Genomic DNA, 24,415 nt, shown 5'->3' on the forward strand with positions numbered 1-24,415 from the left:
AGGGCCCTCCTCCCTTCCTCGTATCTTAACAAAAGATTACCCCGAATTGGAAAGTACGTACCAACGAATCAATCCTTTGGATTTTTGCACTTCGCCAAGTAGACGAACAAAAACGCAATTGCAGCCACGATAATTAGTGGTGGGGCGTACATTATCGTAAAGGTCTCAAAAAAACTTAATCCCGTTATACCGGGAATACCCCTCACTCCCTCGTCAGAGCTGAGAAGTAACCTTGGAAGCATGATGAACAGCTTGTTGGGAAGCATGAACGGACTCATCCTTTCTTTTTGCCAGCATTACCTCGCACATAATTGGCATCAAACAGAAACAGCTTCATAATGAGCACGAGTGAAGGAATGAGCACCAGCAGTCCCAGGCTGAACGCCGTAATGAGCGCAATACCCATCGTCTTGTTCGTAAAGCTGTCGAAAATATTAATGTACGGATACAGAATGTATGGAAGATGCGAGCGCCCATAGCCGTACCAGGCAAAGGCGAACTGCAGCATCACGGCGATAAAACACCAGCCCAAATATTTACGTTTCCACACCAGCGAGACGGCGATCACAAAACAGATAAAAGATGCGATAAACATCCATGAGATATTTAACATCTGCTCAAAGTGTGCGGGATTCTGTTTGTTAATCTGTAAAAATGCCAGAAAGCTGGCAAAAATCGTAGGCAGACTCCATAAGAGTGCATACTCCCGAAGAACTTCAAACGCTGTCTCATCCTCCGCCCGCTTGGCATAGTAGGAAAGAAACATCGCTGAGATATAGAGCACACTTACCAGTGCAAGCAATACAACAGACCAGGTATACGGATTCGTCAAAAACTCACGCCAGCGAAAAAATACCTGATCACCCACCTGCTCAATAATTCCACCTTCGGATATCGCCAAAATGGTGGAAAACACCGCCGGAATCAGCAATCCCGTCGCTCCATACAATGCCATGTAAATCCGGCTGTTCTGACCATTGTTCCCATAGGTATTATAGGCGTAGTACACGCCCCGGATCGCAAGCAGCACAATCGCTAATGAACCTGGAACAAGCAGCGCTGTCCCATAATAAAAAGCGCTATCCGGATAAAATCCGACCAGACCAACAACAAAAAAGATCAGAAACACATTCGTCACTTCCCACACGGGTGAGAGATAGCGCTGAATAATGTTATGGATTTTGTTCTCGTGTCCGGTTAATATGCTGTAAAAGCTGAAAAATCCGGCCCCAAAATCAATCGAAGCCACGATCAGATATCCAAACAGAAACGTCCACAAGATCGCGATGCCTGCAATTTCAAAGCTCAATGCACGATCCCTCCTTCCAGACCAAGAGACTCCAGTTCCTTCTCTGCTTCCTTGTTACGGAACAGCTTGCTGAGTACCCGAATCGCTGAAAAGCAAAGGATCAGGTACAGCAGAATAAACAGAACCAGCATCCAGCCTACGGAGGACGATGTTGTTGCTGCTTCCGATACCTTCATGTAACCGCGCAATATCCACGGCTGTCTGCCGACCTCGGCGAACATCCAGCCCAGCTCAATGGCAATCATGGCCAGGGGTCCAAGCAGGACGATGCCGAGCAAGAGCCATTTGGGATAAGGCTTGCGCCCCGGCAGCCAGCGTCGGAACACATAAAGCACCGGAATCAGCAGAATGATCACGCCGGTCGTTACTTTCAGGTCAAACATATAGTGAATGGACAACGGTGGCCTCAGATCGGCCGGAAATTCTTCAAGTCCTTTCACTTCCGTGTCCGGTCTGTTTCCCGCCAGTATGCTGAGTGCATAGGGGATCTCAATGGCGTATTTCACTTCATTGTTCTCGTCGAGGATACCCCCATAGACCAGTGGCGCTTTCGTCATCGTTTTAAAATGCCACTCTGCGGCGGCCAGCTTCTCCGGCTGGTATTTCGCCAGAAATTTACCGGAAGAATCTCCGATCATGACGGTGCTGACCGCAAATACGAGCGCACATACCGTTGTGAGCTTAAGAGCCTTTTTGTAATACACATGATCCCGACCACGAAGTAAGCTGAATGCGGCGATGCCTGCCAATATACCCGCACTCAATGTGTATGACGAGGCGAGCACGTGAGATACCTTGGTCGGGGTAGCCGGATTCAGCATCGCAGCAATTGGATGGATGTCCTTCATGATGCCATTAATCAGGGTAAACCCCTGAGGCTGGTTCATGAAAGAATTCACCGTTGTAATGAATATCGCGGAGGCAGAGGATCCTAGAGCCACCGGAATCAACAGCAGCATATGGGTATATTTCTTTTTGAAACGGTCCCATGTGTAAAGGTAGATTCCAAGAAAGATGGCCTCTATAAAAAAGGCGAACGTCTCCATAAACAGCGGCAAGGCAATCGCCTGCCCCGCTACTCGCATAAACATCGGCCACAGCAGGCTGAGCTGTAAACCAATTGAGGTGCCTGTAACTACACCAACTGCAACGGTAATAACGAAACCTCGCGCCCATCTGCGCGCCAGCAAGGTGTAATGGATATCATTGGTGCGCAGTCCGCGCCATTCAGCCAAGGCGATCATGAGTGGAACGCCTACACCGATGGAAGCAAAAATGATGTGCACAAACAGGGTAAGACCGGTCAGCATCCGGCTGAGCAGAACAGGATCCAGGGATGACATGGGTTACACTCCTCTTTCACATAATCGTTATGTACGACTTCATACCGCCTGTGTGACGATATGCCTCAATAACTCATGATCCGGATAATACTTTTGACAACGGCATACAGCACGATCACGGCTGCGACTAGGCAGACGATAATAAGGGTTTTCTCTTGTTTACGGAACATAGACCTGCCGTCCTCCTTTTGCATGGCATGCAAATTATGGCTCTATAGACAGTTTGCAAAAGAAGTTGTTTTTTTATCCGGGAAATTTTGAAAAACAAAAAAAGCCTTTACCTGTTTCAGGATGAAAGCATCCATCCTAACAAATAAAGACCTCTCTTGCTCTACAAGAGTTCATCCTGCTTGGGCAATCGAACCTTGAACGTACTTCCTTTGTGCGGCGCGGATATAAAGGTAAGCGTTCCCTGGTGGTCCTCTACAATTTTGCGCGAAATGTAAAGCCCCAGTCCAGTCCCGCCAATCTGACGATGATCCGAATTGTCCACACGATAAAACTTCGTAAATAGCAGGTCCTGCACGTTCTCTGGAATACCTATTCCATAATCACGTACATCGATGCATAACCATTCTTTTTCTTCCCACAACGTAATATCAATTCGGTCTGCTCCAGGTGAGTACTTGACTGCATTACCTACCAAATTATGCAGCAACTGAACCATCCGATTCTGGTCCGCGTAAGCAAAAAAGTCTCCATTAAACGCATGTACATAAATACGCTGAATGGATTGCATATTCCATTGCTCAGCAACACCCTCAACCAACTCAAGCAACGGTACATACGTCTTATGATAGGTCATGCCTTCATTGTCCAGACGTTGAATATCAAGTACATCATCCAGCAGACTACTCAGCCGTGCGCCTTCCGAAGAAATGGTCTCCATGAAGTCCTGACGCTGTGAGGCGGGAAGATCATACATCATCATTAGTTCCACATAGCCCATAATGGTTGCTACAGGGGTACGAAGCTCATGGGACACCACGCTGATCAGTTCGTTTTTCATCCGATTCAGGCGTTCTTCCTCCGTACGATCACGGAATACCAGGAGAAATCCATGGTTTTTACCGGGAACATCCATTTGCTTCATGTACAGGGAAAATACACTCTTTTCCACATCATTGAATATAAATTCAGTCTCCACAAAGGCCAGTTCTCCGTTCAGAAAAGCACGAGTCTGCTCAACCAAATTGAAATCGGCGGTTAACACCAGGGTATCAATGGCATTGGCTAAATCTTCGATCGATCTGCCCGAAAAATCTCCGAGGCCAAACATTTCTTCCATTCTTCTATTCACTATTGTGATGGTGCCGGAACGATCTGACATGACCAGACCTTCCCGAACGGATTCAATGAAATGCTCGCTGATGTCACGCTGTTCCTGAATGGCAACTTTTTCATGAAACAGCTCCGCATTCAGCTTCTCCAGAGCCAGCGCATGACGTACACGATCTTCTTCAGCCCTTGTGCGCTCGGTAATATCCTTGATAAACAAGTTATACAGCGTTTCGTTATTGCCCAATTGAATTTCTACAATTTTATACTCAATCGGAAAAACCGAACCATCCCAACGGATACCTGAGATCTCTTCGACGATGACATGCCGTTTACCCCGGATATATTCGAATCTTTCCAGCATTTCTTTGATTTCCATACAGCTCGCTCCCTGAAAAAGGGAAGGAGCATCCTTCTCGAATACTACTTCTTCTCGTTTCAGACCAAACATTCTTTCGGCTTCGGGATTAAACTCGATAATCAGTCCGTTTGAATCTACAGCAATAATGGCATCGATGGATGAATCAATAATAGCGCGTTTGATCTCCTCACTATTCTTCAGTTCTTTGGTTCGCTCTCTAACCCTGTCCTCCAGAGTGAGCTTGTCCTGACGAATCTGTTCGAATTGCTCTAGAAGCACATCAGCCATTTTGCGCAAATTACCAATCAGTATCTGTACTTCTGTTACATGGCTGGTTGGCCATTCCATCTCCCCATTACGAAATAACAGCCTCGGAAGAGAACCAGTCATGCGTGTAAGACGCTTCAATGGACTTATTACTTTTCGGCTGAGAGGAGCGGCGACAATCATGGAAGCCACAAAAATGATGAACAGAGATTGAAGTGTGGTCAAGTAGATCGCCTCAATCCGAGTGTAATAATTGGCTGAGTTGGTCTCAACAAATACTCGATATGGAGTGCTTGTAGTCATATCTGCTTCGTACATGAACGATGCCTGTTTCCAGTGAGTAAGTACATCACTATAATAAGCATCCCCGGAATGAAATAGTATGCTGTTCTCGCCTGGCTTGAGAACACGATATTTGTTGATATCCAGGTATTCTCCCACTTGGAGCGTATCCAGCCCAGAAGCAATGACCTTATCATTTGGGTCAAGAATGATGACATTCACACCCAGTAGATGATGATAACGCTCCATACTTTGATGCATGTTCTCTTGGGTTAGATATCGATCATTTAAATCCTTGATCACAGCATTCGCAGCATGTTTTAGATTAGATACAATGGTGTCATTGATCTGACCTAGCTGTCTTCGGCTATCGGCCGATAACAGAACAAGAGAGACAACGACTACAAAAGCTACGACGTATTTAAAAGCAATCCGTGTGAGCGGAATGGTTCCTGTCCGTTTCGACTTCAGCTCGCCATTGGTAATCCAGAAGTCCACCACAATACCTGCAATTAGTGCATTCACCATGCTAGTCACAGCAACATGCATATATCCATACTTTAATTCTTCAAGATTCATGCTCATCATGAAATATCCATAAAAGGTCACTGGCAATAACATCACGACCCAGAATGCAGCATTGGCCTTCATGACACTTCCATTCTTCCATCGGATCTGCCATCCCAGCATCCAGATTAATTCAATAGTATGAGCGCCAATCATAAAAAAACTATTTGGGACTAGACCCCCGAATAATACACCCAAGGTACAGATTGCTATCAAAGAAGTGAATCCGTATATGGCTCCATGTAAGCGCAAGGCAATAAAAGTTGCGGCTGTGCCGAACAACAGCTGTACCCCATAAAACAGAGTCAGCGGAAATATCGTTCCCAGCGTACCAAGGATAATTAGGATGGCCGTACCCAACCAAGGAATACGGAGTTTGATTACCATCCACTCCAACACCTTATTTACCTTTATGTAGTCCATAGGCAGCTGGCCTTATGACTGATTTCTATGTTTGCATTCAACAACAACGTTGGTACCTCCTATGGATTAAAGCTCGTAAGATCTACTTTATTTCCCTCAAACCGTTCTGATACATTATACTGTAATAACTACTCGATGTAGCTTTGGGAAATTTTGAATGATCGGCAATTGAGCTGCATTCATGGTAAAATACTGAAGTTTAGCTGAAACCCTATAGAACTTACTACATATGCATCCTATATTCTGGAATACAAACATTAAAAAATTTGCAGCATTTCCACACATATTACGGCTTTTTCTAAGAAGTTTCTTAACAAATTCATTTCATCAGGAGTGTGACCTCAATGTCTATCAAAGTTCTTCTTATAGAAGATGAGAAAAATCTGGCCGACATGATTGCTTTCTTTCTTGAGGAGGAGGGTTACATAACTGAACGGGTCCATCATGCACGCGAAGCACTTCAACTTTTCCCACGATTCCAGCCCGATATTGTAGTGACTGACTTGATGCTGCCTGAAACAGACGGTAATGATCTGGTTGATGCGTTTCGCCAACACTCGACTGTACCCATATTAATGATCTCAGCCAGCACCATGCTGAATGATCGGCTCCGAGCATTGCACAATGGTGCGGATGATTTTCTTTGTAAACCCTTTAGTCTAAAAGAGCTTGACGCACGAATTAAGGCATTATTGCGTAGATCGGCCATCTCCTACCCGGACAAGCCGATAAAAGAGGACAAACCTGCTGAAATTGTTGGACATGTCAGTGTGAATGAGTACAGAAGAACTTTGTTTGTGGATGGCCTTGAAATTGAGGTCACTCATATTGAGTTTGAAATTATGAAGGAATTGTACCGAAATCCCGGCAAAGTGTTCACCCGCAATGAACTCATGGATCGTATTAAAGGCTCAGAACGGGCATATCTGGACCGTACAATCGATGTGCACATCTCCAGCCTGCGTAAAAAAATTGAACCCGACCCCAAAAATCCAAGGTATATCAAGACTGTTTGGGGAACGGGATATAAATACGTCATTTAGTACACGCCGAAATGAAATAATGGCTCATGTCCTCTCTCTGTCATCGTCTAATCGACTGGGTTGAGGGGTGAGCTGTTTTTGTTTTGTATGCAAAAGAATGCAGCAACCGCTGGATTTCCATGATCAGCCGATCTGGTTCTTCCTCTTGCCAGAGGATCATCTTTATCAGGCCCGTACCCGTAATAAGCTGCAAATGGCGCTTGCGAATCAACGACTGGAAATCCGTAATCACCAGCAAAGGAATCTGAGGCATAAATGCCCGAATGGCATTCGCTGCTGATACGGCTTGCCCAGCGTCCTGATAATCCACAATACAATAGTGAGCTGTGCCCCATTCCTCCCCCTCCTCGTTATTTACGTTCTTTTCTCTCTTCATTGCGGGCTCCCTCTGCTCGTCTGTTATCCATTCATTCAACAATTCAATCATATTGTCATAATCAATACCACGACTTCCGTCCGAAAGTACGGTAATGGGTTCCATAGGTATAACCTCCAGTTCATTCTCTCTTCTTATTGTGCCAATCTTCATTTAAAAATGTTCGTGTGTGAACATAAAAGAAGTGTTAACTATCTTCGTACGTCTTAACAAACTGTGTAAGGTTCATTACCCATTTCGCAGTTTGCGGCAATTCATGTAAAATAGGGATATGCCCGTGTCCATTGCGGGAACTTTAAGAATGAATCCGGTACAGGAGGTTATGAACCGATGAATATTGTTTCCATTGAACCAACACCCAGTCCCAATACGATGATGCTGCATCTGGACGAACGTCTGGAGGACGGGATCCGCAGAACATATACACTGGATAACGAACGGTCTGCTCCGGCGTTTATTCGCCAGATGCTTCATATTCCCGGAGTAAAAAGTGTATTCCACACGACCGACTTCGTAGCGCTTGACCGCAAGGGAAATGCGGATTGGTCTGTCATACTTGGCGAAGTCCAAAGCCGTCTTGGCCAACAGGGAATTGATCTGGACTGGATTGAATCTGAAGATGCCTCTGGTGAGCACTTCGGTGAAGCACAGGTATTCGTTCAATTTTTCAGAGGTGTGCCGATGCAAATTCGGGTCAAAGCTGGCGCCAAGGAAGAGCGCATTTCGCTCTCGGATCGATTCGTCAAAGCCGTTACTGAAGTCGCCAGTGCAACGCTGATCAAGGAACGGAAACTGAGTGACTATGGCGTTCGCTACGGTGAATTGCCTGAAATCGCAAGAGAAGTTGAACAGGAGCTGGAAGCAGCATATCCGCCTGAGCGTCTGGAACGCGTGATTCAACAAGCCATTGAGCACGGCTCCAATGCCGAAGAATTCGTGGAACGTCGCCGCCAGCTGGATGGTGCCGAGCTTGAAGAGGCTCTGCATAATGAGGACTGGAATGTTCGCTATGCTGCATTTGATGGCATGGAACCTACAGCAGAACGGCTGCCACTCGTTGCTCATGCACTCCATGACAATAAAATGCAGATACGCCGGCTGGCTGTTGTATATCTTGGTGATATCCGTACACCGGAAGCGATGAAATTGCTGTACGAAGCTCTGCAGGATAGTTCGCCTGCTGTACGTCGAACTGCCGGAGATACCCTCTCCGATATCGGTGATTCTGCAGCAACGGCAGCCATGACAGCTACGTTATCCGACAAGAGCAAGCTTGTACGCTGGCGTGCGGCCCGCTTCCTGTACGAAGTGGGAACCGAAGAAGCAGAGCAAGCTCTGCGGAAGGCAGCCGAAGATCCTGAGTTTGAAGTCAGCCTGCAAGCCAAAATGGCACTGGAACGGATTGAATCCGGGGAACAGGCAGCTGGAACCGTATGGCAGCAGATGGCTGGGCGTAACAAGACGTCGGAATAGTCCTTTCGATTCATATCCAACAATTGTTATTGCACTGGAATACCATGGGGGTTATACTGATTGTCTGTTTACTAAACAGGACATTGAGTGTTACGTTCTGTGATTTATAATTTCATAGACAATAGATACACCTCATCCATGATGATGAGGTAGAGGTCGCGGGTGCGATCAGTACGCTGAAGGAGGCGCTAAGGAGCCGCTTATGAATTCAGCCGAAAGGTGCACCCGCCGAAGCTCGCAGGACGGTTCCTTACGTTGTCCAGCGCGGCTGGGGCTGTTGCCGAAAGGTGCAGAACTGTCACAGATGTATGATGCCTTCCTCGGAGGGTATGATTTCTTCTGTGTTGAGCTATCTTAAACATCTGGGACGAGGTGCGGACGATTGATAATAAAGACCGCAGGCTAATGCCTGCGGTCTTTTGGTTATTTCCATTGTTCTGAACCCATTAGTACGCTGAAAGAAGGAGTGTTTCCATGCAAGACCGCAACAACCAAACTAACACAGGACCTACCCTGAAAAAAGGACTACGCGCACGGCATATGACCATGATTGCACTCGGTGGATCCATTGGTACAGGACTGTTCCTCGCAAGCGGAACCGCTATTTCCAATGCAGGCCCCGGCGGTGCACTGATTGCTTACGTTGCCGTCGGCATCATGGTCTTCTTTCTTATGACCAGTCTCGGAGAGCTGGCTACCTTCATGCCTGACTCCGGTTCATTCAATACGTATGCGGCCCGCTTCGTCGATCCTGCCCTTGGGTTCGCCATGGGTTGGAACTTCTGGTACAACTGGGCCGTCACCATTGCAGCAGAACTCGCTGCAGCAACCGTACTCATCAAATACTGGTTCCCTGACAGTTCATCCATGTTGTGGAGTCTGTTGTTCCTCGTATTAATCTTTGCCCTAAATGTACTGTCTGTTAAAGGGTACGGAGAGTCGGAATACTGGTTCGCCATTATCAAAGTCGCTACAGTGATCATCTTCCTTACCGTTGGTGTGCTCATGATCTTCGGCATTATCGGCGGAGAAGCGGTTGGATTCAGTAACTTTACTATAGGAGACGCCCCATTCCATGGCGGATTCTTTGCGGTTCTCGGTGTATTTATGGCTGCCGGGTTCTCATTCCAGGGAACGGAGCTCATTGGCGTCGCAGCCGGTGAGAGTGAAAATCCGCGTGAAAATGTCCCTCGTGCTATTCGGCAAGTGTTCTGGCGTATTCTGATCTTCTACATTCTGGCGATTACAGTCATCAGTCTGATCATTCCTTACACACATCCGAATCTGCTTAAAGGTGATCTGAACAACATCGGAGTTAGTCCGTTTACTCTTGTCTTTGAAAAAGCGGGTCTGGCCATTGCTGCTTCCGTCATGAATGCCGTTATTCTGACCTCTGTACTGTCTGCCGGGAATTCAGGCATGTATGCTTCAAGTCGTGTTCTGTATGCTCTTGCCCGGGATGGCAAAGCGCCTCGCTTCTTGGGTCGGCTGAACAAAAAGGGCATTCCAATGAACGCCCTGCTCTTGACCACAGCGGTAGGTATGCTCGCCTTTCTAGCCTCCCTTTTCGGTGATGGCATTGTATACACCTGGCTGCTGAATGCATCCGGTATGTGTGGCTTTATCACCTGGCTCGGCATTGCCATCAGCCATTATCGCTTCCGCCGTGCGTATGTGGCCCAAGGTCGGGATTTGAACGATCTGCCCTACCGTGCACGCTGGTTCCCATTTGGTCCGATCTTTGCTTTTGTGTTATGTATCGTCGTCATTATTGGACAGAACTATCAGGCGTTCACGGGCGATCAGATCGATTGGAGCGGAGCCCTCGTCGCTTACTTAAGCGTTCCACTGTTCCTGATCTTATGGCTGGGTTATAAATTTATTAAGAAAACAAAAGTTGTACCATTACAGGAATGTGATTTTACAACTACAAACGAATAACGATATTGCACAGGCAACCTTCTTTCCACTGGAGAGAAGGTTGCCTTTTTTGTTCGTCCAAGTTTCGGGATAGCCATCATCCACGTAAAAAAAGAACGCTCATCCATGAGCGTCCTTGTTCACCATAAGGTGTGTCCTATTATAATCATTCATACAAAGTTTGATGTCACATGGTCCAGGTAATTTTCACACGCAGATCCACGGTATCCTCCATGTTGGATACGTAATACGATATCGACTTCATGCCAAGCTGATACAGATCCTGCAAATCCTCTACTAGTCCCGTCTCGGTACCTTTGTATCTGAAAGTCAGCGAGGTTCCACCATCATTGAGCACACTCTGAACTTTAGTTTTCAGTGCAGAATGACCACTAATCGCATCACTTTCGTCGTAGAGCGAGTATTCCAGTGTATGATACAGCTTCTGGTACGCGTTTGCCTTGCTACCTCCCGCCTTCACCAAAGTTTGCAAAGCTTCACGATAGGGAGCAGAGGCAGCAGGATACTTGCCTTTAGCTGTCCATACATGGTCACGTGCCATCTCATCATCACTGAGCAAATAATAATTGTGACTTACCTTGCCCTTACGGTCAGGAGTAGGATCATCCCACGTCGTATCCATATGGTACCACTTGCCATCCAGCTTGACGAGATTCCAGGCGTGTAATTGCTCACCAGCCGTTCCTTCCACAATCCGGTTCTCTATACCCACCTGCTCCAGCATGCGATAAGCCAGCAATGAATATCCCTGACATACGGTACTGCCGGTAACAAGTCCATCGTATGCAGTATATTTCTGCAAGGATGTATCGTAGGAAAGGTTAAGTACAATCCAGTCATGAATGACTTTAACTTTCTCATGATTCGTCATGCCAGGCACGATAATCTCTTTGAGCACGTTGGTCACCTTGCGGTTCACGTAGTCGGTCTGCTGCTTCGTTTCCCGATAGGCCAGCTTCACATGTACCTCTGCGGATACATTGGAGCCTTTATAGTTAAATGCATAACTTTTAACGGTATATTGAATATAAGGATCACTGGTCATTGCTTCGTCAATGGAGCTCTGCAACTGTTTTTTGAGGCCTTTCACATTGCCTTTGTATGTAAAAACAAGTTCCTCCGTACGCTGGGACATCGCATTCAGCAACGTCTCGCGCAGATCCGTATTCGTGGATATGTCCGATGTTCCCGACGCCGCGTACAGCTGATCCAGATCGACTGCATGTGGCAGTGCCACAGCAACAAGACAACCAGCCAATAGCAGGGTTATCACTCGTTTTCCGTGCTTGCCCATGAAAGGATACCACCTCTCTTTGCAAAGTTCTCATGCCTCATTGTATCACAAAAGGGATTGACGGCAGGCTTCTAGTTTTGTCGAAAAGCATCAAAAGAGACCCTCCGTAGAAGGTCCCCCTGTCTTCAGCAAAACACCCTAACCTACCCGTTATCCTCATCATATGACTCTTCCGGGCATTTATGCAACAAACTCCAATCAATATAAACGATTGCCGCTCATAAAGGTATCCGTCTTGCCCTGAAGCTTGGCCAGACGTTCCAATACCTGAGCCGCCTCGGCAACCGTCACTTTGCGTGCAGGCATGAATCGTCCTTCAATCGAAGGCAACAATCCCAGCTTGATGCTGAGGGAGACCGCTCCCTTGTTGTTGACTGCACTGGCATCTGCCAGGTTGGGAAGATCCGATGGCAATGTGTAGAATCCGGCCAGTTTCTCATAGCGCAAAATGCGCACGAGCAATACTGCCAACTCTTCACGAGTCATTTCCTCTTCTGGACTTAGCTTCGTTTCAGAATCAGCACCCGCTAACCAGCGCTGATCGATCAATGTCCGCACAGCTTGGTAATAAGGGCTCTCCGGGGTAATGTCAGCATATAGCTTCTCAGTCCCGTTTCCACTGTAATACATATCCATATTCGGGTTAACCGCTCTTGCCAGATAGGTAAACCAATCACCCTTCGTGATGACCCGGTCTGGGAATACACGTCCCTGCTCATCTGAAAGAATTACGGCATGTTGAGTCATATTCCGAAGCGCAGCCTCCGCCACATGACCCGAAATATCACTAGGTTCAACATTCGCTGTGGCACTTCCAGTACCGTATAAAAACTTCCATTCCCCAGTGTTAGCATCAAGTACTTCATAACTGGCGGAAATCGAATTTCCATTTCGTGTAGGCTGGTAAACCAGGTTTACACCCGAGGGAACGACCTGACCTGTACTCATGGCATAACCACCGTAGCGGGAGTAAGCCAGTGTTAACTTGAATGCTTCCAGATAGGTTGCCTTTGCCTTTTCATAACTGATGGCTGGTTTGGTGTTTCCAGGTAATTGTTCAGGCGTTGCAGCAATTCTTGTATAAAATTCGTTGATGGCTCCATCCTTCAGGACTTGTACTTGTACTGTATCATCCATAACCGCAATTCCGTTCATGTAGCGCTGGAACATAAATGTACGTGCACCTTCAAATTCAAGCACGCTGGACAACCGGAATTGTTCTGCTGCACTTGGAACCAATGCAATCACCTTATTGATTGCAAGTTTCTCGGCTTGTGTCCGGGTTACAGACTTAGTCTCATTCTCATCCGCTGGTTTCTCCTGCGCAGCACCCGGCTCCACCCGTTGATACAAGCTGTAACTATAAATCTGTCCAGTAAGCGCATCTACCTGTGCTGAAATATCTCGCATGAACATGTAGGATACATTCGCATTTCGATTGCTCCAGCTCAGGCTCCATACTTGATTGTTAGGACTCGCATACTCACCTTTGCTTAACTGACTATGCTCCAACTTGTAACCTTTCGGAATATCAAAGTTCTTTTTAATGATGTTCTCAGCCTGTTGTGCATTTAATTTCTGGCCGTTCGCTGCGACAAAAGGAGCTACACTTCCTTTTAAAGGTTTATTCTGCTGTAAAGAATCTTCATCACCAATAGCTTTTCCAGTCATCGCGTTAATCGGCTCCAGTGTATTAGCATCCAGCGGAACCATGCTGGAATTCCTCGGCATATAACCAAGATAATACTTTTGTCCTTTGAGCGAGGATAGACGATCATTCGAGATATAAGCGAGCTGTACATCAAATTGCTCCTCAAATCGTTGACTGGCCTTCTCTTCCGATGCTGCCGACTTCGATGAAGGATATTCAGCTCCGGTTGTACTTCTTGAATAGCCTGTCACCAGGCCACTTTCATCCACACTTATGTAGATCGTCTCTGCCTCAGACAACAAACCTTCATGCTTGAGTTGGTAACCATATCGATATTCCGTTCTGCCAAACAAAGATTGCTGTGCAGTGAATTGATACACATCTCCAAGAGAAGCATACTCATTTTCTTTCAATCCGGGAATAGCTTTGAATAGTAATGCCTCTGCATACTTCTCAGCCTCGTCTTTGGTCAATTTGACATCAGAAGCAGTAGACTGCTTATCCAGTAATTCAGAAGGCAAATGTACGCTTAGCACTTCCCCCGTGCCCGCATGTACCGTTGCGCTGAATCCCATCGTATGATTTCCTTCGACAATTTGAAAGCCAATCTCCCACGCCTTGTAATCCGGTGGTGGGTAAGAGTTCGGTGAATCGAATCGTACAGATGAAATCGTCGCCTTTTTTAACAATGGAAATAATTTCAGTATATTCTCGCTGGCTTGCTTGGAGGAGATTTTGGCTCCTTCAGGCACCTCGTTGTCTGTTAATCCAAGTGGTTGTTCCGTTTCCCCCGCTGCGGATTCTGTTACCTGTTCCGCTGTCGCTGCCGACGCGCTGCCTGCAAACCCTGGTGTCTGTGATGCCAGAAGCAAAGTTGCCATGGCTGCTGTAGCCGCTTTGGCTGTAAACATTTTGAATCGCACATTAAAATTCCAATCAAAACTCAAATCTGGACCTCTCCCTTCAATTTCATACAAGGATGCATGCAAAATAACCTCGCATGAATATTGCCAGTCTATTCTATGATACCATAAGCTTCCTTTTTAATCGTCATTTTCCCAACAATTTTACAAATGTGAATTTCTGCATATTTTATAGAAACAGCAAAAAAACGCCAACCGGGTTGACGTTTCGACGATCAGCTTGAGCATTAAGTGGGCTGAATTTCCTCCATATTGACGTTCGGTATAACAGATTCATTGGACTGAGCCTGCACCTGTACATGAGTTTTCAAAAATGGAATCACCGTATTCCAGAACGCGGGATCTTCTTCTGAACAGCTATGGCCACCGCTATTGACCCATAGATGCTCCACGGGCGGATCCGCTTTGGACATAAAATATTCAAGTTCGCTTGGTGGAATAAAGTTATCACCTTTGGAATGTACCATAAGCATCGGCAGCTGCATGCCTTTGCGCCGTTCGTTCAGCAGCATAACTGGATCGCGCTGGCGATACGTTTTCAGAGATTCACCAAGCCGCCAGAACCAGATTCGCGGAATCAGCTGGGCCAGCGGAAACAGAGGCAGACGTCGCCGTCTCAGCTCGGAACTTACGATAACCTCGAATTGGGATGGCATGGAGTCCGTGATCACCGCTGATACAGGAATGCCCTCCGTCACAGCGAGGATCGTGCCTAGCCCGCCCAAGGAGTGCCCAAGCACACCGATTGCAGCAGGATCAATTTCCGGCCGTGAGGACGTATATTGCAATGCTGATAGCAAATCGTCGCGGAACAGGTAAGCTGAAGCTGCTTTAACTGGATCACTGGCTCCATGGCTTCGAACATCGTACATAAAGAGCGCATAACCTGCTTCCCAAATGGGACGAGCATAACGGAGGACACGTGATCGGTTGGAGCCCCATCCATGTGCAATAATAACCAAAGGCCAAGGCTTCGGGATATGAGCTCCAGCCGGAATGAACCAGCCATGCACTCGCCCGCCTCCACTCTCAAAGGTTATATCCTCAAATGGCATGGGCGGTGTGAGCGTAATCGGAATCTTTTTGGGGGTCTGACTATTCACCGCTGCCTTCCATAAACCACCCGCAGTTACCGCGGCAACAGCAATCATCCCGCCAATCATCGTTTTAGCTTTCACTGGTGTCACTCCTCTCCGTTTTCTGGCCTAACTCCATCATACGACAGGAAGGTTAACAGGACGTTAATCCACATCACTTCTTATATTATCTAATGGTACAGAAGCTCTCCTTATATATACCCCGATGTGTCTGGTCCACTTCCGTTGGTTTCCTGGTTCAACCCTCGAGTTTCGCTATTTCCACAAATGCACGTGTGCAAGCGGCAATCTGCTCATCATTCCCTGCTGCAAGTGCTTCTCGTGGCAAAAGTGCACTTCCAAGTCCCACTGCCGCCGCACCCGCTGCATAATAATCTGCAATGTTATCCAGGGTGGCTCCTCCTGTTGCAAGCAGTGGAATATGATTCAGTGGAGCCTTAATTTCACGTAAATACGGAATACCCAGACTCGCCATTGGGAACAGCTTCACCACTCTTGCTCCTGCTTCATAGGCAGCCACAATCTCCGTTGGCGTCATCGCACCGGGCCAGATCTCCACTCCGTGTTCTACAGCATATTCAATAACAGACAGATCGACATTCGGAGACACGAGAAATTGAGCACCCGCTGCGACGGCTTCTTTGGCCATCTGCACATTGAGTACCGTGCCCGCCCCGATATAAGCCTTCCCCTCATGCCTTGCACGCCAGTCTGCAATAATATCGTGTGCCCCAGGTGTGTTCAGCGTCACTTCCATCAGTCGGATTCCACCATCAGTCATTCCCTGCCCTGCTGCCTGAGCAGATTCACGGCTAATACCACGAACAATAGCCACCAGTCTCGATTCCAATAATACTTCCGTCAGATTCATGCCAACTTCCCCTTGTTTCATAGATTCGGCAGCCGAAGACAAGTATTCGTTATCACCGCTTTTCCGTTAGTCACTATTGTAAAGCATATCGTCCCCTGGATGAAATCATTTGATCCAATTTCTTGTGAGAGTGAGTGCACCAATGTCTCCGGTATAAAGTTAAATAGGAACACAAAAACCTCTCCATGGAAAAAGGGATTATTCATCCACTTTGTTCCATTAGAGAGGTTTGCTCTAAGCATTTTCCAGCACGTTATTATCCTTCTCCAGATCCTTAAAATACTTATCATTATACAACATGCTCGGATGTGTTGGATGGTACATCAAAGCAATGTCATTGTGCTCTTTGGCTTTTGCCCGATTGCCCATCCGGTCATAACACACACACAATTGTAAATGCGGCATCCATGTCCATGCAGCTTCGTTCAATACTACCATTGGATCGGTCGGGCGTACGGCGCGGGTCGCCTGTTCATACCAGTATAAGGCTTTGCGGTAATCGGCACGGTCGGCAAAATATCCACCCAATCGGCAGCAGATCTCTGCCCTCGGCAAATCAAAGGCAAAGGATCTCAACAATGCCGAGACTTCCTTTTCCGAACGTTCAAGTGATACCTCGCAATCAGCTATTTTCTGGCATGCTGCGATCTGATCCTCCACCCATCCCAGCCCGGTGTCCAGAAATTTTCCATAGTACTGCACCGCATCTTCAAGATGCCCGTGGTCTTTCAATTCATTGCCAAAATAATATAAATCACGCGGAGAGAATTCCTCCCCTGCCTGTTCGCGTTTGCGATAAATCTTTAGATTGCGATCCGTGTATTCCTTATCTTTCTTATGCGTGACTGCCACGTCGCTATGCAGCAGATGACCGGCCACTTCCAAATATTCATGCACGGCACCAATCCAGCGATAATTCCGATCCCTGCGCACCAGTCGGTTCCGCCTCAGACTATATGCCACCTTCCCCTCCGCCGTAAAGGACAGATGATAATCCATCGTCACACTATCCACAGCAGGGTCCAGGGAGCGCTTCAGTTCAATGAGCTTCGCCCGGTCATCCGGTTCAAACACATCATCTGCATCCAGCCATAGTATATATTCACTTGTTGCCTGTTCAAAAGCAAAGTTCCGTGCTGCCGCAAAATCATCCACCCATTCAAAATCAATGATACGTTCCGTATAACGAGCTGCGATCTGACGCGTCTGGTCCGTCGAACCCGTATCTACAATTACAATCTCGTCAGCGATCCCATTAACAGAGTCCAGACATCTGGAGAGGGAAGCCTCTTCATTTTTCACAATCATACACAGCGAAATACTGATCGATTCCTCTCCGCGTATGGCTCTGCGATTAAAAGCAGCTACTCCGGGCAATTCCGATAGTCGGTAGATGTGATAGGCCGGAAAATGTGTATCTACGTATAAACGGAACCCCAGTGCCTGAGCACGGATGCAAAAATGGCGATCTTCTCCCCAGAAAGATACATTCGGAATCTGGTCATAGGAAACTCCGGACTCCAATACGTTCCTGCGAATAAGGGTACACGCCCCAAGTCCACCCACTTCATAACAACCCGGGGTACGCAATTGCCTCAGGAATGCATCCGTCTGTGTACCTTCGTCCTCTGCTTCCTCCCCTGTATTGCGTTTGCCTCCCTTGCGAAACAGGGCGTACTCATCCTGCAACCAGACTTGTGGCATTTCCCTTGTGCCCGGCTGCCATCGAGTCCAGAAGATATTGGAGATGATCTCCTTCCTGTTCGATACGAGCTGTTCCAATGTCCGTGGATGCAGGACGAGATCGGAATCAATCAAGAACACGGCATCGTACTTCTGGTCACGGGCATATGCCAAAATACGATTTTTTAGTCCGGCTACCCGCCAGATCTGTTCGTCACGCCAATAGTGCCCACCCTCGTCCTTGTTGTAAATTCCTTTTCCCTGATTGGCATCTGTTTCATCTACATTCGCATCCAAAAGGTTGCCTTCATGCCGAAGTACAAACTCCTGGAGCATATTGGATGCCGCTTCTTCTTCGTTGTCGTCCACAAACAGATAGTCTGTCGTTACCGTCGTTCGCTCAAGCGATTCCAAGGACTGGAGAAATTCACGGAGTACCGCAGCCGTCTGCCGAACAGGGCTTGCGATAAGAATCTTTTCCTTTGGCTCTTCTTTACCTTTTTCTTTTTCCTTCTTCAACTCTATTGTCCTCCTTCCCTTATTCCGACCATTCCAGAAGTATTGGATCTGCATCCAAAATGGATTCGTACTGTTCCTTCCAGCCATATCTCGCATCCGGGTCCAGTGCTTGATAACGCTCGTATTTACGAATCCGGTCCTCTGCACGCGCCCAACCATAGTGCTTCACTCGAGGGGAGTGACATCCATAGGCAAAATGCTGAATCGTTAGCGGAAAACGGCCGCAGTGCTGCGGGGTTTCCTTCCATTCATAGCTCCATTCCGGTCGGTATCGGACCAGAAATGGCCGATAATACGCATGAGCCTGCCAGTATTGGTCTTCCCGGTAATGTGTATCGCTCCACATATCAAACAACCTGAAATAAATGGCGTCCTCCGTTCCACCCAACAGTTGATTCCGTACAATACCAAAATCCGTTGTCAGAATTTCATCCGCGTCCAGGTTCAAGATCCATTCCGGTCCTGTAGCCACTGTTGTCTCCCACTGCTGCTTGCGTAAACTCACCTCATCTGCAAATAGGGAGGCCGGATTCACAATCAACGTAAGCGGGATTCCCTCCAGCATTTCCTGGCATAAAGCGACGGTATGGTCTGTACTTCCGTCGTCAATGATCACCGCACGATCAATCCACGGCCGGTGAGTCTCCAACGCCTGTCTGAGATACCTGTGCTCCTCATTGCGAACAATCATGGACAAGGTGACATGCGGCCTCGTGGTTGCTTCACGATCTTCCAACTCCCCACCTCCAGGCTGAGTCTGTCACGCGTAATAATTGATGTGATATGAATGATTAATTGGCTGAACCTCTATTAACCTCAATATCTAATCTATGCACGTCTGGAACAGGGTTATGTCTGGCAGGGAAACCTTTCATGACGTTTAGGAATCTTGAAATATGATATGCCCTTCTTTCATGAACAACGACAAAAAAGGCACCCGCCTTCGCAGGTACCTCCTTAATGGAATATTTCATTGGTTTAATAGTTAATGACCTATTGAGATCTCAATATAAAAGAGGTCTGAATAATCAACGATATGCTGCCAGACGATCATTCAAGCTGCGTGTTTGCCCGTACACATCCTGATACAGTGCAAACAGTCCGTCATACACCTTAACCGTTTCCGGGTTAGGCACATAGGATTTGGCAGGACGAATGAATGCTGCTGCACATTCCTGCAAGGATGGGAACCAGCCACAGCCATAAGCCGCCAGCATTGCCGCGCCCATTGCCGGGCCCTGTTCACTTTCCAATTTCACAATGGTTGCATTGAAGACATCGGCCTGCATTTGCAGCCAGGCTTCATTTTTGGCGCCGCCACCAATGGAAATAACTTCATTCACTGTTTTGCCAGCGTTACGCAGAATATCGATGGACTCACGCAGTGAGAACGTAATGCCCTCCATCACAGCACGTCCAAAATGCTCCAGCTTATGTCCGGCATCCATGCCGATAAAGCTGCCACGAATGTTTGCATCCGGGTGCGGTGTACGCTCGCCGACGATATAAGGGGTGAACAGCAACCCGTTGCTTCCCGCTGGAATCGCATCAATGCCCTGCAAGAGCACATCAAATGATTTGTCTGCTGCAAAAGTATCCTTGAACCAGGACAGGCTGTATCCTGCAGCAAGGGTTACTCCCATAATATAGAAGGTATCTTTCTCGCCATGGTTAAAAAAGTGCACTTTGCCTTCGAAATCGAGATCTTTACGCTCTTCATAGGAAAGCACTACCCCGGACGTTCCGATGCTGCACATCGTCTGTCCTTCACTCAGAATGCCTGCGCCAATGGCTCCGCATGCATTGTCCGCACCGCCTGCATATACTTTGGTTGCGGCTGCAAGTCCAGTTTGATCCGCAATCTCAGGCAGCAATGTGCCCACTTCCTCAAATGACTCCACAAGGCGTGGACACAAGGATACTGGCAGTTCAAAAGCTTCCGCGATTTCCTTGCTCCATTGCTTGCCTGCAACATCCAGCAGCAATGTGCCCGCTGCATCCGAATAATCCATAGCATAATCACCTGTCAGGCGATAACGTACATAGTCTTTCGGCAACAGGAACAGGGCTGCCTGTTGCAGCAATTCCGGCTCGTTTTCCTGTACCCACAGGATTTTGGGCAGGGTAAAACCTTCGAGCGCACGGTTGCGGGCAATACTTAACAATTTCCCGTCCAGCACCTTCTCAATGCGGCGGCATTGCGCCGTTGTCCGTGTATCGTTCCACAGAATGGCATTGCGCAGCGGTTTACCTTCAGCATCCACCAGCACCAATCCATGCATCTGTCCGGAGAAGCTCAGTCCTTCGATTTCCGAAGGATGTACGCCGGACACCTCCAGCAATTTGCGCAGCGATACAATCGTCTGCTCTACCCAATCTTCCGGGTTCTGCTCACTGTATCCAGCTTTGGGCTGGTACAGCGGATAAGCCTCGGAAGCTTCAAACGCCACTTTCCCTTCACGGTTAACCAGCACCGTTTTAACTGCGCTGGTTCCCAGATCGACACCAATTACGTAACTCATGGGTTAACTCCTCTCGTTTATCTCAGGTTATATCCACGAAGAATCCAAGTTTACATGAGAGTCACTCCGTGATCAGAAAACCCTTGGATCGCCGTTACCCCCGGATTTCCTTCATCCCTTTTATATGGGAGAAATCCGGGGATAAATGCGACCGCTTCGCTTCCTCCGGGTCCTTTCTGCTCACTCCGTTCTGCATGCTTAATCATGGACACACATGGATATGAAACGAGTAAAACGTACTCGTTTCTGTAGCTAAAATCGTGCCTACGACCTATATCTGTCATTAGTAGTGGACACGCAAACCATAATGCACAAGAAACTCATTCGGTTCAAGGATCAAAAAACCGTCCCCGCCTTCCCAGGGGAAAGTCGGGAACGGTCCGAATGTCATGCTTGTTCAGGCGTTCCGTGGTACAAGCTTGTACAGGGCAGGCAAGGTCGACACATGCCATGCCTTGCACAGGTGAATCCCGATATTAGTCAGCCAGGATGTATTGGTTGAGTTTTGCTCTCAGCAATTCCTGACGTCCGGATTGGTTTTTGCGTGGGCTTTCGTTGTTCAGCGCGTACTCTGCAAGGGAAGCCAGTGTTGCTTTACCTGCAACCACATCTGCACCGATACCTTCGCTGAAGCTGCTGTAACGTTTTTCGATGAAGTCATCGAATACACGATCTTCAATCAATTTTGCTGCCACTTTCAGACCTTTAGCATACGTATCCATACCAGCGATGTGTGCCAGGAACAGATCGTCTGCTTCGAAGGAACCACGACGTACTTTGGCGTCGAAGTTCACACCACCACGGCCGATACCGCCGTTTTTCAATACTTCGTACATTGTCAATGTAGCATCGTACATATCAACCGGGAACTCATCCGTATCCCAACCGATCAGCATGTCGCCTTGGTTGGCATCGAGGGAACCGAGCATGCCATTTGTGCGGGCAACGCGGATTTCGTGATCGAATGTGTGACCAGCCAGTGTAGCGTGGTTGGCTTCCAGGTTCAGTTTGAAGTGTTTGTCCAAACCGTATTTTTGCAGGAAGGCAATGGAAGTTGCTGCATCATAGTCGTATTGGTGTTTGGTTGGCTCTTTCGGTTTAGGCTCGATCAGGAATTGTGCATCGAAGCCAATTTCCTTCGCGTAGTCTACTGCCATGTGGAACATACGGGCAATGTTGTCTTGTTCCAGTTGCATGTCTGTGTTGAGCAATGTGTCATAACCTTCACGACCGCCCCAGAACACATAGTTTTCTGCGCCCAGACGTTTACCCACTTCCAGACCTTTTTTGATTTGCGCTGCAGCATGAGCGTACACATCTGCGTTGCAAGTGGAAGCTGCACCAAACATGAAGCGTGGGTTGGAGAACATGTTTGCTGTATTCCAGAGCAATTTTTTGCCGCTGGATTTCATGTGACCTTCAATCAGGTCAACGATCGTATCGATGTTGCTGTAGAACTCACGCAGGCTGTTGCCTTCTGGTGCGATGTCCACATCGTGGAAACAGAAGAACGGGAGATTCATTTTTTCCAAAAATTCAAATGCTGCTTCCACGCGTACTTTCGCGAGGTCCAGACCGGAGTATTTATCCCAAGAACGAACAGCAGTCTCCGCACCAAACGGGTCACTACCGCCCGCTGTTAATGTATGCCAGTAAGCCATGCCGAAACGGAAGTGCTCTTCCATCGATTTGCCGGCTACAACTTCTTCCGGATTATAATGTTTAAAAGCAAATGGATTCGTGGAATCTTTACCTTCGAATGAAATTTTATTAACGGATTCAAAATAGGCCATGTAAAATGCCTCCTCAATAGTTTTGAAAGTAATCGTTTACAACGTTATCCTAACACATCGGTTATACTTTGTCTATTGGTTAAACAAAGTAAAAATAAAAATGTTTTTTGCACGTTTGTTTACGCTATAATAGTCGAATAGCTTGTTTACGGATTGTGGGTCTGAACCCTTTTATAGAAGAATAGGAGTGCCTTATGGATATGAAAATTACCGGAGACCAGATGCTGGTCAAAAAAATAAACAAGTCGATCGTCCTCGATACGATTCGGCGTCATGCCCCCCTCTCCCGTGCACGGGTATCCGAGATTACAGGGCTGAACAAAGCAACGGTATCCAATCTGGTTGCCGATCTGATCAATGATGAACTCTTGCAGGAAATTGGCCCTGGGGAATCCAGCGGTGGACGTAAACCTCTGATGTTGCTATTTCGCGGTACATCGGGATATGCCGTGGGTTTGGAACTTAGCGTGACCCATTTAAAGGGTGTGCTCACCGATCTGGAAGGTCATATCATCACAGAGTACGCCGTGCAGCTGGAACAACATGATGTGTCCTCTGTATTTGAACAGTTGAAACTTGCTGCAGAACATCTGATTCAGGCAGCCCCTCCCTCCCCTCACGGGGTAATTGGCATTGGAATCGGGGTGCCGGGTATGGTGGACGAGGAAGGGACGGTGCTGTTTGCACCCAACTTGGGGTGGGAGAAGGTTCCCCTGCGTGCCATGCTGGAAGAAGTATTTGAACTGCCTGTCACAATCGACAATGAAGCGAATGCAGGTGCGCATGGAGAGCTGAATTTTGGTGCGGGTATCGGTGTACGTCATCTGATCTATATTAGTGCAGGCATTGGGATTGGTTCAGGCATTATGGTGGATGGCGAGCTGTACAAAGGTGCCTGGGGATATGCCGGAGAAACAGGCCATATGTCCATTGAAGCAGAGGGCAGACCTTGCTCCTGTGGCAATCGTGGCTGCTGGGAATTATATGCTTCGGAGAAAGCTTATGAGCACCCGAATCATCAATTGCTTTTGCCAGCACATACTACACGGGAATTGATTGATTATGCACAGCAAGGCCATGAAGATGTATTGAAATTATACCAGGAAATCGGCCGCAAACTGGGGGTTGGCATCACCAATATCGTCAACAGTTTTAATCCTGAGCGCATCATTATCGGCGGCCCTCTTTCGGAAGCAGGACCATGGATTGAAACGGCGCTAAAACAAGTGGTGGAGGAACGTACGTTGCCCTATCACCGCCGCAGTTTGCAGATTGAATGGGCTGCTCTGGGCAGTCGGTCCACACGTGTGGGTGCCGCTTACTCAGCAATTTCCCAATTTCTAGGTAAAATAAGAGTGTCCGTCTAATAACCGCTGAAAATTGACATCATTTTGCCCCA

General features: G+C 47.5%; 18 protein-coding genes and 1 riboswitch. Of the genes, 4 read left to right on the forward strand and 14 right to left on the reverse strand.

The window, feature by feature from the left end; all coding sequences use genetic code 11:
* Positions 1 to 68: 68 nt before the first annotated feature.
* From BLS14_RS33595 to BLS14_RS27015, 4 genes are all read right to left on the reverse strand, one after another.
* Positions 69 to 278 carry a cytochrome bd oxidase small subunit CydS family protein gene (locus BLS14_RS33595; RefSeq protein WP_179132274.1) on the reverse strand — a complete coding sequence of 70 codons (210 nt, stop codon included), beginning with the start codon at positions 276 to 278 and terminating at the stop codon, positions 69 to 71.
* Complete coding sequence (locus BLS14_RS27005; protein ID WP_063566587.1) at positions 275 to 1,309, reverse strand: cytochrome d ubiquinol oxidase subunit II; 1,035 nt, start codon at positions 1,307 to 1,309, stop codon at positions 275 to 277. Before BLS14_RS27005 ends, BLS14_RS33595 begins: the two co-directional genes overlap by 4 nt.
* On the reverse strand, positions 1,306 to 2,652 hold the full coding sequence (locus tag BLS14_RS27010) for a cytochrome ubiquinol oxidase subunit I (RefSeq protein WP_063566586.1): 1,347 nt from the start codon (positions 2,650 to 2,652) through the stop codon (positions 1,306 to 1,308). Before BLS14_RS27010 ends, BLS14_RS27005 begins: the two co-directional genes overlap by 4 nt.
* Before the next feature lie 331 nt (positions 2,653 to 2,983).
* Positions 2,984 to 5,794 (reverse strand): ATP-binding protein, encoded by a 2,811-nt coding sequence (locus BLS14_RS27015; RefSeq protein ID WP_176854785.1) that lies wholly within the window; start codon positions 5,792 to 5,794, stop codon positions 2,984 to 2,986.
* Positions 5,795 to 6,174: 380 nt separating this feature from the next.
* On the opposite strand from BLS14_RS27015, the gene BLS14_RS27020 reads away from it, so the two are divergent.
* A complete protein-coding gene (locus tag BLS14_RS27020; RefSeq protein WP_064640594.1) occupies positions 6,175 to 6,873 on the forward strand; it encodes a response regulator transcription factor in 699 nt (232 codons plus the stop codon).
* 40 nt (positions 6,874 to 6,913) lie between these two features.
* On the opposite strand, the gene BLS14_RS27025 is transcribed toward BLS14_RS27020, so the two are convergent.
* Positions 6,914 to 7,354 (reverse strand): hypothetical protein, encoded by a 441-nt coding sequence (locus BLS14_RS27025; protein ID WP_090954769.1) that lies wholly within the window; start codon positions 7,352 to 7,354, stop codon positions 6,914 to 6,916.
* A gap of 225 nt (positions 7,355 to 7,579) precedes the next feature.
* Here BLS14_RS27025 and BLS14_RS27030 point away from each other — a divergent pair, with 225 nt between their 5' ends.
* A complete protein-coding gene (locus BLS14_RS27030; protein WP_090954771.1) occupies positions 7,580 to 8,722 on the forward strand; it encodes a virulence factor in 1,143 nt (380 codons plus the stop codon).
* Between the two features lie 142 nt (positions 8,723 to 8,864).
* Positions 8,865 to 9,082, forward strand: a riboswitch (Lysine riboswitch).
* Positions 9,083 to 9,196: 114 nt separating this feature from the next.
* A complete protein-coding gene (locus tag BLS14_RS27035; protein WP_063566581.1) occupies positions 9,197 to 10,663 on the forward strand; it encodes an amino acid permease in 1,467 nt (488 codons plus the stop codon).
* A gap of 166 nt (positions 10,664 to 10,829) precedes the next feature.
* Here the strand turns inward: BLS14_RS27035 and BLS14_RS27040 are convergent, their stop codons facing one another.
* From BLS14_RS27040 to xylA, 9 genes are all read right to left on the reverse strand, one after another.
* Positions 10,830 to 11,957 (reverse strand): transglutaminase domain-containing protein, encoded by a 1,128-nt coding sequence (locus BLS14_RS27040; protein WP_090954773.1) that lies wholly within the window; start codon positions 11,955 to 11,957, stop codon positions 10,830 to 10,832.
* Between the two features lie 198 nt (positions 11,958 to 12,155).
* Complete coding sequence (locus tag BLS14_RS27045; RefSeq protein WP_090954776.1) at positions 12,156 to 14,555, reverse strand: YcdB/YcdC domain-containing protein; 2,400 nt, start codon at positions 14,553 to 14,555, stop codon at positions 12,156 to 12,158.
* 203 nt (positions 14,556 to 14,758) lie between these two features.
* Positions 14,759 to 15,709, reverse strand: coding sequence for an alpha/beta hydrolase (locus BLS14_RS27050; RefSeq protein ID WP_244552238.1), 951 nt, complete (start codon positions 15,707 to 15,709; stop codon positions 14,759 to 14,761).
* Positions 15,710 to 15,866: 157 nt separating this feature from the next.
* Positions 15,867 to 16,499, reverse strand: a complete 633-nt coding sequence (locus BLS14_RS27055; protein ID WP_063566578.1) for a bifunctional 4-hydroxy-2-oxoglutarate aldolase/2-dehydro-3-deoxy-phosphogluconate aldolase — start codon at positions 16,497 to 16,499, stop codon at positions 15,867 to 15,869.
* 234 nt (positions 16,500 to 16,733) lie between these two features.
* Entirely contained in the window at positions 16,734 to 18,701 is a 1,968-nt protein-coding gene (locus BLS14_RS33325; RefSeq protein WP_256336704.1) for a glycosyltransferase, read from the reverse strand.
* A 19-nt stretch (positions 18,702 to 18,720) separates the two neighbouring features.
* A complete protein-coding gene (locus tag BLS14_RS27065) occupies positions 18,721 to 19,437 on the reverse strand; it encodes a glycosyltransferase family 2 protein (protein ID WP_240321507.1) in 717 nt (238 codons plus the stop codon).
* Positions 19,438 to 19,729: 292 nt separating this feature from the next.
* Positions 19,730 to 21,223 carry a xylulokinase gene (gene xylB, locus BLS14_RS27070; RefSeq protein ID WP_090954780.1) on the reverse strand — a complete coding sequence of 498 codons (1,494 nt, stop codon included), beginning with the start codon at positions 21,221 to 21,223 and terminating at the stop codon, positions 19,730 to 19,732.
* Between the two features lie 50 nt (positions 21,224 to 21,273).
* Positions 21,274 to 21,429 (reverse strand): hypothetical protein, encoded by a 156-nt coding sequence (locus BLS14_RS32785; protein ID WP_176854786.1) that lies wholly within the window; start codon positions 21,427 to 21,429, stop codon positions 21,274 to 21,276.
* Positions 21,430 to 21,699: 270 nt separating this feature from the next.
* A complete protein-coding gene (xylA, locus tag BLS14_RS27075; RefSeq protein ID WP_063566575.1) occupies positions 21,700 to 23,016 on the reverse strand; it encodes a xylose isomerase in 1,317 nt (438 codons plus the stop codon).
* Positions 23,017 to 23,216: 200 nt separating this feature from the next.
* Between xylA and BLS14_RS27080 the strand changes: the two genes are divergently transcribed.
* Complete coding sequence (locus tag BLS14_RS27080; protein ID WP_090954865.1) at positions 23,217 to 24,383, forward strand: ROK family transcriptional regulator; 1,167 nt, start codon at positions 23,217 to 23,219, stop codon at positions 24,381 to 24,383.
* Positions 24,384 to 24,415 lie beyond the last annotated feature (32 nt).

Source organism: Paenibacillus sp. OK060 (assembly GCF_900101205.1).
Classification (GTDB): Bacteria; Bacillota; Bacilli; order Paenibacillales; family Paenibacillaceae; genus Paenibacillus; species Paenibacillus marchantiae.